Genomic DNA, 12,846 nt, shown 5'->3' with positions numbered 1-12,846 from the left:
CTCAGCCGCCGCGCGGGTAGAGGATGATCTGGGTGCAGCGGAAGGCGGCCATGAGCTTGCCGCTCGCCGCGTCCTCGACCCTGGCGTCCCACACCTGGGTCGTGCGCCCGCCGTGCAGCAGCTCGGCCGTGCAGCGCACCTCGCCCTCGCGCAGGGTGCCCATGAAGTTCGCCTTCACCTCGGCGGTGGTGAAGCCGCTCGCCCCCTCCGGCCAGGCGGTCGAGACTCCGTAGGCGCAGAGGATGTCGGCCACCGACAGCACCGCCCCCGCGAGCAGGTAGCCGGTATGGGCGACGAGGTCCGCGCGCACGGCGAAGCGGCCCACCACCTTGCCCGGCTCGACCTCGACGATCTCAAGCCCCAGATGCCCCGGCAGCTTGCCCGCGTTGGCCCGGTTCAGGTCCTCGACGCTGGTGCGGTTCACGGTCGCCGGCATGCGCTTTCCCCTAAGCTCCCGGACAGCCTAGCTGCTCCACCCTCGGTGTCATCCCGGTTTGGCCGCAGGCCACGCCCGGGACCCCTTGCACCGGGCCACCGCCTTCCGCGTCCTTCTGCGCTTTCCGCGGTTCTTTCCTTGACTTCCCGCAGCCTCGATGTTCTATATTTGTTCTCAATGGAAACCGACGCCGAGATGATGGAGCGGCACGGCCGGCTCCTGGCGCGGTTCGCCGAGCAGGCGGCCGAGCTGGCCGACGACCTGCACGCCGCCGCCCTCGCCGCCGAGGCGCCGGAGGAGAAGCGCGCCCACCATCTCGCCTTCCACCGCATGGGCCGCGCCCTGCGCCAGACCATCGCCCTGGAGGCCAGGCTGCGCCACGACGCCCGCCGCCAGGCGCAGGCGGCGGCGGAGGCCGGGCGCAAGGCCGCGATCGAGGACGAGAACCGCCGCATCGGCCGTCGCCGCGCCTACCTCCAGGCCGCCGTCACCCGCCTCGTCTGGGACGAGCACGAGCAGGACGAGGACCGCCGCGAGGCGCTGACCGAACACCTCGACGCCTTCCTTGCCGAGGACGTCCTCGAGGACGGCTTCGCCGAGGCCCCCGTCGAGACCCAGCTCCGCCGCCTCTGCGACGAACTCGGCCTCGCCTTCCCCGGCTGGAGTCCAAATCCTTCCCCGTCAAATCCTCCCCTCGGGGGGAGGTGGTCCGAAGGACCGGAGGGGGTTGAAGCCCGCTCACCTCTCCCCACTGCCCCTCAACCCCCTCAGTCCTTCCGGGACAGCTCCCCCTCGGGGGGAGCATTGGACGAGCCCGACCGCGACGTCTGGAACTCGGCTTAGAGTCCGCCATCGCCGAAGCCTTGGACCCGTAGGGCGCGGACCGGCCGCAGCGCCTGCCTGATATTGCCGAGCGCGCGGGTCCGATCCCGGCGACCGGTCCAAAGCGCCTGCGCCGCCCTCTCCAACCTCTCCCATGGCGCGATGCGCCTGGGAAAGGAGCAGGCCACTCCCGCCTCTTTCCGCTTCCCTCTCGAACAAGCGTTTGCATGATGGCTGGCGACGCGGCGTCGAGACCGCCCCAAGACCGCCCCAGGGGGAGTGCCAGTGAAGAAGCTTCTGATCGCCAACCGTGGCGAGATCGCCGTCCGCATCGCCCGCACCGCCGCCGAGATGGGCCTCGCCACCGTCGCGATCCATTCCGAGGACGACGCCGCCTCCCTGCACATCAAGAAGGCCGACGAGGCGGTGGCCCTGAAGGGCGCCGGCCCCGCCGCCTACCTCGACATCGACCAGATCATCGCCGCGGCCAGGGCCGCCGGCTGCGACGCCGTTCACCCCGGCTACGGCTTCCTCTCCGAGAACCCCGCCTTCGCCCGCGCCTGCGCAGCCGCCGGCCTCACCTTCGTCGGCCCGAGCCCCGAGACCCTCGACCTGTTCGGCGATAAGGGCCGCGCCCGCCAGCTCGCCACGGACGCCGACGTCCCGGTGCTGCCGGGCACGCAAGGGGCGACCAGCCTCGCCGAGGCCAAGGCCTTCCTCGCCGCCCTCGGCGCTGGCCGCGCCGTGATGGTCAAGGCGGTTGCCGGCGGCGGCGGGCGCGGCATGCGTCCCGCGGCGAGCGAAGCCGAGCTGGAACAGGCCTTCGAGCGCTGCGCCTCCGAGGCCAAGGCCGCATTCGGCGACGACGCCCTCTACGTCGAGCAGTTCCTGCCCCGCGCCCGTCACGTCGAGGTGCAGATCCTCGGCGACGGGGTGCGTGTCAGCCACCTGTGGGACCGCGAGTGCAGCCTCCAGCGCCAGCGCCAGAAGGTGATCGAGATCGCCCCCGCCGACAGCCTGCCCGAAGCCCTGCGCGCCGAGCTCTTCGCCGCCGCCGTGCGGCTCGGCGAGGCCGCCGCCTACAGGGGCCTCGGCACCATGGAGTTCCTGGTCGACGCCGAGCACCCGAACGATGGTCCCGGGCGCTTCGTCTTCATCGAGGGCAACGCCCGCCTGCAGGTGGAGCACACCGTCACCGAGGAGATCACCGGCCTCGATCTCGTCCGCATCCAGCTCCAGCTCGCCGCCGGCCGCAGCCTCGCCGAGCTCGGCCTGGAGCAGGCCCACATTCCCGCGCCCCGCGGCCATGCCGTGCAGGTCCGGGTCAACCTCGAGACCATGGCCGACGACGGCTCGGCCCGCCCGGCCGGCGGCGTCCTCTCGGTCTTCGAGCCGCCTTCCGGACCCGGCGTCCGCGTCGACCACTTCGGCTACGCCGGCTACACGACCTCCGCCCGCTTCGACAGCCTCCTGGCCAAGCTGATCGTCCACGCCGGCGCGGGCGGCCTCTCCCGCGCCGTCGCCAAGGCCTACCGCGCCCTCTCGGAGTTCCGCATCGAGGGCTCGGAGACCAACATCGCCTTCCTGCAGAACCTGCTCGCCCTGCCGGCCGTGGCGGCGGGGGACGTCCACACCCGCTTCATCGAAGAGCACATGGGCGCGCTCGCCCATCCGCCCGAAGCCCATCCCCGGCTCTACTTCGACGCCGCGGCCCGCGGATCGGCCGCCGCCGGGCGCGCCGCCGAGCCCGAGGCGCCGGCGGGCACGACGCCGCTGCGCGCGCCGCTCCAGGGCACCGTCATCGGGCTCCAGGTCCAGCCGGGCGACACCGTGCGCAAGGGCCAGGCGATGATGATCATGGAGGCCATGAAGATGGAGCACGTGATCGCCGCCGAGGCCGCCGGCGTCGTCCGCGCCATCGCCGTCCAGCCCGGCGACACGGTCTTCGAAGGCCATCCGCTCGCCTTCGTCGAGGAGGCCGCCGAGCAGGAGGTGGTGGGCGAGGCTGAGGCCGCCATCGACCTCGACGCCATCCGTCCCGACCTCGCCGAGGTGATCGAGCGCCACCGGCTGACCCTCGACGCCGCTCGCCCGGACGCCGTCGCCCGCCGCCGCAAGACCGGCCAGCGCACGGCGCGGGAGAACCTCGACGACCTCTTCGACCCGGGCACCTTCAGCGAGGTGGGCGCCATGGCGGTCGCCGCCCAGCGCCGCCGCCGAAGCCTCGAGGACCTGCGCGTCAACACCCCGGCCGACGGCATCGTGGTCGGCGTCGGCGAGGTCAACGGCGCCCTCTTCGACGAGGACCGCGCCCGCTGCGTCGGCCTCGCCTACGACTTCACCGTCCTCGCCGGCACCCAGGGCCACTTCAACCACAAGAAGACCGACCGCATCCTGGAGTTCGCCGAGCACTGGAAGGCGCCGATCGTCTGGTACACCGAGGGCGGCGGCGGCCGGCCGGGCGACGTCGACGGCGGCCAGCTCTCCGCCTCGTCGCTGGACACGACCAGCTTCACCACCTTCGCGCGCCTCTCGGGCCTGGCGCCGCGCATCGCCATCAACTCGGGCCGCTGCTTCGCCGGCAACGCCGTGTTCTTCGGCTGCGCCGACGTCACCATCGCCACCCGCTACTCCAACATCGGGCTCGGGGGGCCGGCGATGATCGAGGGCGGCGGCCTCGGGGTCTTCACCCCCGACGAGATCGGCCCCTCGGACGTTCAGTACGCCAACGGGGCCCTCGACCTGCTGGTCGAGGACGAGGCGCAGGCCACGGCGGCCGCCAAGCAGATCCTCGGCGTCTTCCAGGGCGCGGTGAAGGACTGGGCCTGCGAGGACCAGCGGCGCCTGCGCCACCTGATCCCGGAGAACCGGGTCCGCGCCTACGACGTGCGCGAGGTGATCCGCACCCTCGCCGACACCGGGACCTGGATCGAGCTGCGCGGCGGTTACGGCAAGGGGATGATCACCGGCTTCCTGAGGATCGAAGGCCGGCCCATGGGCCTGATCGCCAACGATCCGCGCCACCTCGGCGGGGCCATCGATTCCGAGGGCGCGGAGAAGGGCGGCCGCTTCCTCCAGCTCTGCGACGCCTTCGACGTGCCGGTGCTCTCGCTGTGCGACACGCCCGGGTTCATGGTCGGCCCACAGAGCGAGACCACGGCGGCGATCCGCCGGGGCTCGCGCCTCTTCGTCACCGCCACCAGCCTGACCGTGCCGTTCTTCACCGTCGTCCTGCGCAAGGGCTATGGCCTCGGCGCCCAGGCCATGGCGGCAGGCGACTTCTCGGCCCCGGCCATGACCGTCGCCTGGCCGACCGCCGAATTCGGGCCGATGGGCCTCGAAGGCGCGGTGCGCCTCGGCTACCGCAAGGAGCTGGAGGCCGAGCAGGACCCCGCCGCCCGCCAGGCGCTGTTCGAGAAGCTGGTCGGCCGGATGTACGAGACCGGCAAGGCGCTCTCCGTCGCCTCCGTGGTCGAGATCGACGCCGTCATCGACCCGGCCGAGACCCGCGCCTGGCTGGTCCGCGGCCTCAAGGCCTGTCCCGTCCCGCCGAAGGTCCGCGGCAAGAAGCGCCCGTTCGTCGACGTGTGGTGAGGCTCAGGGCCGCAGCGGCTCGCAACTCGCGGCCTGGCCCAGAGGGGCGGCCTGGACGCTCGCCGGCGCCTCGACCTTGGCGGACCAGACGGCGGCGTCCTCGAGGCCCATGCGCCAGAGGGCGACGCCGCGCACGCCCATGGGCGCCAGCATCGCCCGCTGGCGGGCGACGTCCGCGCCGCCGACCCACCAGACGTCGTGGCGCACGGCGCCGGCCTGGTAGGTGAAGTGGGGGTTGGAGCCGGGTACGTGGACGACCTTGGCGTGGTTGGCGGCGGCGATCTGCCGGGCCTTCGCCGCCGAGACCACCGTGGCCTTGCCGCCCTGCGGCCAGTCGTAGGCGTAGGAGGCGAGGGCGACCACGTAGCGCTTGGGGTCGCGGCTCCCCAGCTTGGCGGTGAGGTTCGCCTTCAGCCAGGCGTCGGCCGCGATCGGCCCGGGGTGGGAGGTGGCCCAGCACTGGTCGTAGGCCATGAGCACCACCGCATCGACGTCGTCGGCGAGGTCCGGCGGCAGGCCGTCGGTGTTGGTGATGGTGCTGGTGACCCAGACCTCGAGCCCGGCGGCGTTCAGCCGCTGGCGCAGGGTCTTCAGGAACGCCGGATAGCCGGCCACCGCCCGGGGCGTCAGGTTCTCGAAGTCCATGACGACGCCGGCGAGGTTGTCGGCCTTGGCGTGGTCGATCAGGCCCTGGGCGAAGGCTGCGGCTGCGGTGGGGTTGAGGATCACGGCCTCGGCCGCCTTGACGTCCCAGATGTCGTCGTGCGCGTTGGAGAGCATCGGCATGACCTTCGGCCGCCGCGTGGCCTCGCGCAGCACCAGGTGCGCCTCGGGGTCCTCCTCCCAGACGATCTTGCCGGACGGTGCGACGAGGCTCCCCCAGAACGGGGCGAAGACGTCGATGTCGTTCACATGGGCCTTGAGGGAGGCGAGCGCCGGCTTCTCCCACGGCACGTAGAAGGCCGTGAGCTCCTCGGCCGAAGCGGCCGTGACGGCGAGCGCCAGGGCCGCGCCGAGGCAAAGGGAGGTCGGAATCCGCATGGCGCGCCCCTTAGACCCGCGGGCCGTGCAGGGCTAGTGGGCGTAGGTGCGCAGCACGTCGTCGACGATGCGCTCGAGCTGGGCGAGCGTGTTGCAGTGCTTGGCCACGGTGCAGAACCGCTCGTAGCGGTGCATGACGCTGTCGCCCTGGTTCCAGTAGCTCTCCGGCTCCGGGTTCAGCCAGATCACCGCCCGCGAACGGTCGTGGATCTGCTTCATCAGGTCGAGCCGCGGCTCGGCGAAGTTGGAGCGCCCGTCGCCGAGGATGATCACCGTCGTGTGCCGGTCCAGCCGGTCGAGGTGGTCGTCGCAGAAGTCGGTCAGCGCCTGGCCGTAGTCGGTCTGCTGGAAGCCGATGGTCTGCAGCACCTTGAGGATCGCGCCCTCGACACCGTTCTCGTCGAGGATGTCGTTGACGCTGATCATCCGTCCGGAGAAGGCGAAGGCGTCCATCCGGTCGACCACCTCGTTGAGGCTGTAGAGGAAGGTCAGCAGGAACTGGGCGGCGGCGGCCACCGACTTGGAGACGTCGCAGATCGCCACGATCGACGGCTTGTCGATCTTCTTGATCTTCCATTCGATCTCGAACGGCACCCCGCCGTGCGCCATCGACTTTCGCAGGGTCTTGCGAACGTCCAGGTGGCCCTTGTTGGCGATGTGCCGGCGGCGCGAGTAGCGGTCTGCCAGGCGCTTGGCCATGCGCTTGACGATCGCCTGCATCATGGCGAGGTCGACCGGGTCGATGCCGCCGTCGGCGTTGAGCGCCTTGCGGGCCAGCATCTCCTCGCGCAGCGACTTGGCCGATCCCGCCGCATAGAGGTTGTGCTGGCGCTCGACGTAGGCCTGCGCCTGGGCGACCAGCGCCTTGCGCCGCTGATCGAGCTTCTCGGCGAGGGCCCGGCCCTCGGCCTGGCGGCGCGCGCTGGCGATGATCTGCTCGATCTCGGCCAGCCCCATCTCGTCCAGCAGCCGCCGCGTCATCCGGCTGCGCTGGGTGGTCAGGCGGATCTCGGCGACGCCGGCGCGCTGGGCGGCTTCCTCCATCGACTGCTGCAGCGCCGCCTGGTCGCCGCCCAGCAGCATCTGGGCGAGCTGCGAGCCCTCGGCGGCCGCATCGGATTGCGGCGTCTGGTCCTGCTCGGCGGACTCGCCCTCGTTGCTCTTCTCGCCCTCGTCCGGCGGCGGCATGTCGAAGGCGTTGCGGGTGAAGAAGGTCTCGAAGGTGACGTCGAACCGCTCCACCTCGTCCGGGCTCTTGGCGAGGCTGACGCACAGGGCGTCCTTGAAGAGCTCGCGGTCGGCATAGCCGGTGACCGCCACCGCCCGCGCCGCGTCGATCGCCTCGGCCGGCGAGACGCGCACGTCCGCAGCGCGGAGCGCGCGGATGAACTCCTCGAGGGTGTGCTGCATCGTCCCTTACGCCGGCCGGCGCTGCAGCAGGTCGACGATCTGCGGTTCGACCGCGGCGATGTCCTGCTCGAACTTCAAGATGACGTTGAGCGTGTCGCGCACCAGCGCCGGGTCGAGGCTGCCGGCGTGCAGCAGCACGAGGGCGCGGGCCCAGTCCACCGTCTCGGAGATCGACGGCGCCTTGCGGAGGTCGAGGCTGCGGAGGGTCTGGACGAAGGCCACGAGCTCCTTGGTGAGGGTGGCCTCGATGTCGGGCACGCGGCTGGCGACGATCCGCTCCTCCAGCGCCGGTTCGGGCAGCGGGATGTGCAGGTGCAGGCAGCGGCGCTTCAGGGCGTCGCCCAGGTCGCGCACGTTGTTGGAGGTGAGGAAGACGATCGGCGGCGTCTTGGCCGCGATCACGCCGAGCTCGGGAATCGACACCTGGTAGGCCGACAGCACCTCGAGCAGGAAGGCCTCGAAGGCCTCGTCCGATTTGTCGATCTCGTCGATCAGCAGGACGCAGCCGTCATCCTCGCGCAGCGCCCGCATCAGCGGCCGCGGCTCCAGGAACGGCTCGGAGAAGAACAGGTCGCCCATCCCGTGCAGGCGATCCATCGCCTGGTCCATGGTCTTGGCGTCGGCGAGCGTCTCGCCCATCCGATCCTTCAGGATCTGGGTGTAGAGCAGCTGCTTGCCGTATTTCCACTCGTACAGCGCCTTGGACTCGTCGAGGCCCTCGTAGCACTGCATCCGGATCAGCGGCAGGCCGAGCAGCTTGGCGGTGGAGAGCGCCAGCTCGGTCTTGCCGACGCCCGCCGAGCCTTCCACCAGGATCGGCTTCTGCAGGTTGGCGGACATGTAGAGCGCCGTCGCGATGCGGCGAGAGGCGATGTAGCCGACGCTGGCGAGGCCCTCGATCAGGGCGTCGACGGAGCTCATGGGATTGGCGGCGGCCGAAGCACGCGCCGCCGAAGTGGAAACGGTCAAAGGATCGGACTTTCGAAATGGGATCGTCGAAAGGCCCGATTGTGCAGAACCCCGGCGCTCAGGGCAAACCCCAAGCGCCGGCGCCCCTACGTCAGATGTCGAACTTCACGCCCTGGGCCAGCGGCAGGGTGCGGCCATAGTTCACGGTGTTGGTGGCCCGGCGCATGTAGGCCTTCCAGGAATCGGAGCCCGCCTCGCGGCCGCCGCCGGTCTCCTTCTCGCCCCCGAACGCCCCGCCGATCTCGGCGCCCGAGGGGCCGATGTTGACGTTGGCGATGCCGCAGTCCGAGCCGCGCGCCGAGGTGAAGAGCTCGGCCTCGCGCATGTCGTTGGTGAAGATCGAGGAGGACAGGCCCTGGGGCACGTCGTTGTTGAGTGCGATCGCCTCGGCCAGGTCCTTGTACGTCATGACGTAGAGGATCGGCGCGAAGGTCTCGCGGCGCACCACGTCGGTCTGGCCGGGCATTTCCACGAGGGCCGGGCGCACATAGGCCGCCTGGCCGCCCGCCACCTCGACGGGCTCGCCGCCGGTCACCTGGCCGCCGGCGGCGCGGGCGTCGGCCAGCGCGCGCTGCATGGCTTCGAAGGCGCCATGGTCGATCAGCGGGCCCACCAGCGTGCCCGCCGCGCGCGGATCGCCCACCGGCACGGAGGCGTAGGCCGACTTCAGCCGCGGCAAGAAGGCGTCATAGAGGCTCTCGTGCACGAACAGGCGGCGCAGGGTCGTGCACCGCTGCCCCGCGGTGCCCATGGCCGCGAAGGCGACGCCGCGCAGGGCGAGGTCGAGGTCGGCGGTGGGCGCGAGGATCGCGGCGTTGTTGCCGCCCAGCTCCAGGAGCGCGCGGGCAAAGCGGCTCGCCAGGCGGGGGCCGACGGCGCGGCCCATGGCGGTCGAGCCGGTCGCCGAGACCAGCGGCACCTTCGGATGGTCGACGAGGGTCTCGCCCACCTCGCGGCCGCCGATCACCACGGCCGACAGGCCCTCGGGCGCGTCGGGGCAGCGGGCGCAGGCCTTCTCGAACAGCGCCTGGACGGCGAGGGCGGTGAGCGGGGTCTTCTCAGACGGCTTCCAGATCACCGAGTCGCCGCAGACGAACGCCAGCGCCGAGTTCCAGGACCAGACGGCGACCGGGAAGTTGAACGCGGTGATCACGCCCACCACGCCCAGCGGATGCCAGGTCTCCATCATCCGGTGGTCGGCGCGTTCGGTGGCGATGGTCAGGCCGAACAGCTGGCGGGAGAGACCGACCGCGTAGTCGCAGATGTCGATCATCTCCTGGACTTCGCCCTCGGCCTCGGAGGTGATCTTGCCGGCCTCGAGGGTGACGAGGCGGCCGAGGTCCGCCTTGGCGCCCCGCAGCTCCTCGCCGAGCAGGCGCACCAGCTCGCCGCGGCGCGGCGCCGGGACGTTGCGCCAGGTGAGGAAGGCGGCATGCGCCGCCTCGATGGCCGCCTGGACGCGCTCGGCGCTGGTGTCCTGGACCTGGGCGATGGTCTCGCCGGTGACGGGCGAGCGGACGGCGCGGCTGCCGGCGCTCCACAGCTCCTGACGGACGCCCAGGCGTTCGAGGACTTCGGCGGCTTCCGAGGCCGCGGAGGCGATCTTGGTCTGCAGGTTCATGGTCTCGAAGCTTTACTCGGCGGCGGCGCGAAAGGCGATCTGGTCTTCCGGCGCGTAGTAACGGCCGAACCGGTTGGCGAGGAAGGCCTCCAGCGGAATGTCCTCCTGGCGGATGAAGCCCTTCTGCGGCAGTTGCCCCTCGGCCAGCATGTCCAGCACCGCGCAGATCGCGCCGGCGGTGGTGATCTGGATGGCGCTCTTCATCTCGCCGCCAATCATCTGGGCGTAGACCTTGTTGACGTAGGTCTCCTGCATCAGCCGCCCGTCCTTCAGGCCCGAGACGGTGACGAAAACGATGACCACGTCCTGCAGGGTCGCCGGCAGGGCGTTCTCCAGGATGTCCTTCAGGATGTGGCGGCGGTTGCGCAGGTTCAGGTCGTTGAGCAGCGCCTTCATGATCGAGGCGTGGCCCGGGTAGCGGATGGTCTTGTAGTTGAGGTTGCGCACCTTGCCGTCGAGGGTCTGGCACAAGGTGCCGAGCCCGCCCGAGGTGTTGAAGGCCTCGTAGGTCACCCCGTCGAGGGCGAATTCCTCGCACTCCTCGAGGGGCGGCACCTCGCGCAGCTTACCGTTCAGCACGGCCTCGCAGGGCTCGCAGTATTCGTTGATCACCCCGTCGGTCGACCAGGTGAGATTGTAGTTCAGGGCGTTCGAGGGATAGCGCGGCAGGGCGCCGACCCGCAGGCGAACGTCGTGCAGTTCGTCGAAGTGCTTGGCCAGCTCCCAGGCGGCGATGGTGATGAAGCCGGGGGCCAGGCCGCACTGCGGAATGAACGCCGTGCCCGAGGTCTGGGCGAGCTCGCGGGTCACGCGGCTGGAGGCGACGTCCTCGGTGAGGTCGAGGTAGTGGGCGCCGGCCGCCGCGGCGGCGCGGGCGACCGTCACCGTCAGGTGGTACGGGGCGCAGTTGACCACGGCGAAGCAGCCTTTCAGGCGCTCGGCCAGTTTGGCCGGATCGTCGATCGGCATGGCCGCCGTCTCGACGCCGCTCTTCAGGGCCGCCAGGGCCTCGGCGGACTGGTCGATGACCCGGACCTCATAGGCTCCCGAGCTGATCAGCAGATCGACGACAGTCGATCCGATCTTGCCCGCGCCGATGACCGCGATCTTGCGCATGTGCTCCGCCTCCCAGGATTTCGTAGACTCAAGCGTCGGCCACGGCTCAGCCGGATTCAATTGGCAGTTCGGCGGAATTGAGGGATGTTCTGGGCGTATCGCCGAACCATGGCGTCGGAATGGCAAGATGGACGACCTCGACCAGCACCTGCTCGCCCGGCTGCGCGAGAACGCCCGCGCCCCGGTGGCCGAACTCGCCCGCGCGCTCGGCCTGTCGCGCACCACCGTGCAGAGCCGGCTGGCGCGGCTGGAGCGCAGCGGTGTGATAGCCGGCTATTCGGTGAAGCTCTCCGAGGCCGAGACCGCCCGGCAGATCCACGCCTACGTCATGCTGACGGTGGAGCCGAAACAGGCCGCCGCGGTGATCCAGGCGCTGCGCCGCCTGCCCGGGGTGCGCACCCTGCAGTCGGTCAGCGGCCCCTTCGACATGATCGCCGAGGTCGAGGCGCCGTCGGTCGCCGAGATGGACGGCCTTATCGACGAGATCGGTGCGGTGAAAGGCGTGGAGCGCACGAACTCCTCGATCGTGCTCTCCACCAAGTTCGATCGCTAGCGCACCGGCTCCGGCGCAGGGGCGGTTTCGCCGGTGCGGGCGCGCCGCCGGGCCCGCACCGCCGCCGCCAGCTTGTCGAGCAGGGTCACCGACGACTCCCAGTCGATGCAGGCGTCGGTAACCGACTGGCCGTAGGTCAGCGGCCGCCCCGGGACGTGGTCCTGGCGGCCGGCGACGAGATGACTCTCGATCATCACGCCCATGATGGCGGTTTCCCCCGCGGCCACCTGGGCGGCGACCTCCAGCGTGACCGGCGGCTGGTTGCGGTGGTCCTTGCCGCTGTTGGCATGGCTGACGTCGATCATCACCCGCTCGGGCAGGCCCGCCTTGCGCAGCTCCACGGCGGCGGCGGCGATGCTGGTGGCGTCGTAGTTCGGCCGCTTGCCGCCGCGCAGCACGATGTGGGCGTCCGGGTTGCCGGTGGTGGCCGCGACGGCCGCGCGCCCCTCCTTGGTCACGGCCAGGAAATGATGCGGGCTGGACGCGGCGAGCACCGCGTCGACCGCGACCTTCACATCGCCCGCCGTGCCATTCTTGAAGCCGACGGGGCAGGAGAGGCCGGAGGCCATCTCGCGGTGGATCTGGCTCTCGGTGGTGCGCGCCCCGATCGCGCCCCAGGCCACCAGGTCCGCCAGGTACTGCGGCGTCATCACGTCCAGGAATTCGCAGGCGGCCGGCAGCTCGAGCGCATTGACCTCCAGCAGCAGCCGCCGGGCGCGGCGCAGCCCCTCGTTGATCTTGAAACCGCCGTCCATGTCCGGGTCGTTGATCAGACCCTTCCAGCCGACGGTGGTGCGCGGCTTCTCGAAGTAGACCCGCATGACGACCTCGAGATCACCGGCGTGACGCCGCCGCTCCGGCGCCAGCCGGCGGGCGTACTCCATGGCCGCGGCCGGATCGTGGATCGAGCACGGACCGATGACCACCACCAAGCGGTCGTCCTCGCCCTGCAGGATGCGGTGCACGGACTGACGCGCGTCGGTCACCACGTCGGAGATGCGCGAGGTGGACGGCAACTCGCCGATCACCTGCGAGGGCGGCGAGAGCACGTCGAGCTGGCGGATGCGGAGGTCTTCGGTCGGGCGGGTCATGGTCGGGTCCTGGAGTGGAGCAGGTCCGGCGGCATGAAAAAAGCCGCCAGGTTCCTGGCGGCTGCGAGAGGGTTCGGCGGTTGGTCTTAGGCCGAACGATCCTCTGCCGGCGCCAGGGGCGTCGGATAGCCAAAGTACCAAAACGAATATTGGCTGGCGGCGAGGATCATCGGGACAGGCTTATAGAGGCCGC

Annotated in this window: 10 protein-coding genes; 3 read left to right on the top strand and 7 right to left on the bottom strand. The window is 70.8% G+C overall.

Going from position 1 to position 12,846, the window contains the following annotated elements:
- Position 1: 1 nt before the first annotated feature.
- Complete coding sequence (locus tag DJ017_RS00495) at positions 2-436, bottom strand: PaaI family thioesterase (RefSeq protein WP_111526870.1); 435 nt, start codon at positions 434-436, stop codon at positions 2-4.
- 177 nt (positions 437-613) lie between these two features.
- Here DJ017_RS00495 and DJ017_RS00490 point away from each other — a divergent pair, with 177 nt between their 5' ends.
- Positions 614-1,279: a hypothetical protein gene (locus tag DJ017_RS00490; protein ID WP_111526869.1), complete on the top strand. Its 666-nt coding sequence runs from the start codon at positions 614-616 to the stop codon at positions 1,277-1,279.
- Between the two features lie 264 nt (positions 1,280-1,543).
- Positions 1,544-4,852 (top strand): carboxyl transferase domain-containing protein, encoded by a 3,309-nt coding sequence (locus tag DJ017_RS00485; protein WP_111526868.1) that lies wholly within the window; start codon positions 1,544-1,546, stop codon positions 4,850-4,852.
- Positions 4,853-4,855: 3 nt separating this feature from the next.
- Here the strand turns inward: DJ017_RS00485 and DJ017_RS00480 are convergent, their stop codons facing one another.
- The 5 genes from DJ017_RS00480 to DJ017_RS00460 form a co-directional block, all read right to left on the bottom strand.
- Positions 4,856-5,893 (bottom strand): glycosyl hydrolase family 18 protein, encoded by a 1,038-nt coding sequence (locus DJ017_RS00480; RefSeq protein WP_111526867.1) that lies wholly within the window; start codon positions 5,891-5,893, stop codon positions 4,856-4,858.
- 33 nt (positions 5,894-5,926) lie between these two features.
- The gene (locus tag DJ017_RS00475; RefSeq protein ID WP_111526866.1) at positions 5,927-7,303 is read right to left on the bottom strand and encodes a vWA domain-containing protein; all 1,377 of its coding nucleotides are present in this window, start codon (positions 7,301-7,303) and stop codon (positions 5,927-5,929) included.
- A gap of 6 nt (positions 7,304-7,309) precedes the next feature.
- A complete protein-coding gene (locus DJ017_RS00470) occupies positions 7,310-8,224 on the bottom strand; it encodes an AAA family ATPase (protein ID WP_111529900.1) in 915 nt (304 codons plus the stop codon).
- A gap of 139 nt (positions 8,225-8,363) precedes the next feature.
- Positions 8,364-9,893 (bottom strand): L-piperidine-6-carboxylate dehydrogenase, encoded by a 1,530-nt coding sequence (gene amaB, locus DJ017_RS00465; protein WP_111526865.1) that lies wholly within the window; start codon positions 9,891-9,893, stop codon positions 8,364-8,366.
- Between the two features lie 12 nt (positions 9,894-9,905).
- Positions 9,906-11,009 carry a saccharopine dehydrogenase family protein gene (locus tag DJ017_RS00460; RefSeq protein ID WP_111526864.1) on the bottom strand — a complete coding sequence of 368 codons (1,104 nt, stop codon included), beginning with the start codon at positions 11,007-11,009 and terminating at the stop codon, positions 9,906-9,908.
- Positions 11,010-11,136: 127 nt separating this feature from the next.
- Here DJ017_RS00460 and DJ017_RS00455 point away from each other — a divergent pair, with 127 nt between their 5' ends.
- A complete protein-coding gene (locus tag DJ017_RS00455; protein ID WP_111526863.1) occupies positions 11,137-11,562 on the top strand; it encodes an Lrp/AsnC family transcriptional regulator in 426 nt (141 codons plus the stop codon).
- On the opposite strand, the gene DJ017_RS00450 is transcribed toward DJ017_RS00455, so the two are convergent.
- Positions 11,559-12,653, bottom strand: a complete 1,095-nt coding sequence (locus DJ017_RS00450) for a 3-deoxy-7-phosphoheptulonate synthase (protein ID WP_111526862.1) — start codon at positions 12,651-12,653, stop codon at positions 11,559-11,561. The genes DJ017_RS00455 and DJ017_RS00450 overlap by 4 nt on opposite strands.
- Positions 12,654-12,846: the final 193 nt, after the last annotated feature.

Origin of the sequence: Phenylobacterium soli (genome assembly GCF_003254475.1) — a bacterium.
Lineage (GTDB): Bacteria > Pseudomonadota > Alphaproteobacteria > Caulobacterales > Caulobacteraceae > Phenylobacterium > Phenylobacterium soli.
This window is presented reverse-complemented; position numbering and strand designations above follow the sequence as displayed.

What these genes read in the sequence shown, in the direction of transcription:
- DJ017_RS00495 (WP_111526870.1), bottom strand. Translation starts at nt 436, where the DNA reads ATGCCGGCGACCGTGAACCGCACCAGCGTCGAGGACCTGAACCGGGCC.
- DJ017_RS00490 (WP_111526869.1), top strand. Translation starts at nt 614, where the DNA reads ATGGAAACCGACGCCGAGATGATGGAGCGGCACGGCCGGCTCCTGGCG.
- DJ017_RS00480 (WP_111526867.1), bottom strand. Translation starts at nt 5,893, where the DNA reads ATGCGGATTCCGACCTCCCTTTGCCTCGGCGCGGCCCTGGCGCTCGCC.
- DJ017_RS00475 (WP_111526866.1), bottom strand. Translation starts at nt 7,303, where the DNA reads ATGCAGCACACCCTCGAGGAGTTCATCCGCGCGCTCCGCGCTGCGGAC.
- DJ017_RS00470 (WP_111529900.1), bottom strand. Translation starts at nt 8,224, where the DNA reads ATGAGCTCCGTCGACGCCCTGATCGAGGGCCTCGCCAGCGTCGGCTAC.
- amaB (WP_111526865.1), bottom strand. Translation starts at nt 9,893, where the DNA reads ATGAACCTGCAGACCAAGATCGCCTCCGCGGCCTCGGAAGCCGCCGAA.
- DJ017_RS00460 (WP_111526864.1), bottom strand. Translation starts at nt 11,009, where the DNA reads ATGCGCAAGATCGCGGTCATCGGCGCGGGCAAGATCGGATCGACTGTC.
- DJ017_RS00455 (WP_111526863.1), top strand. Translation starts at nt 11,137, where the DNA reads ATGGACGACCTCGACCAGCACCTGCTCGCCCGGCTGCGCGAGAACGCC.
- DJ017_RS00450 (WP_111526862.1), bottom strand. Translation starts at nt 12,653, where the DNA reads ATGACCCGCCCGACCGAAGACCTCCGCATCCGCCAGCTCGACGTGCTC.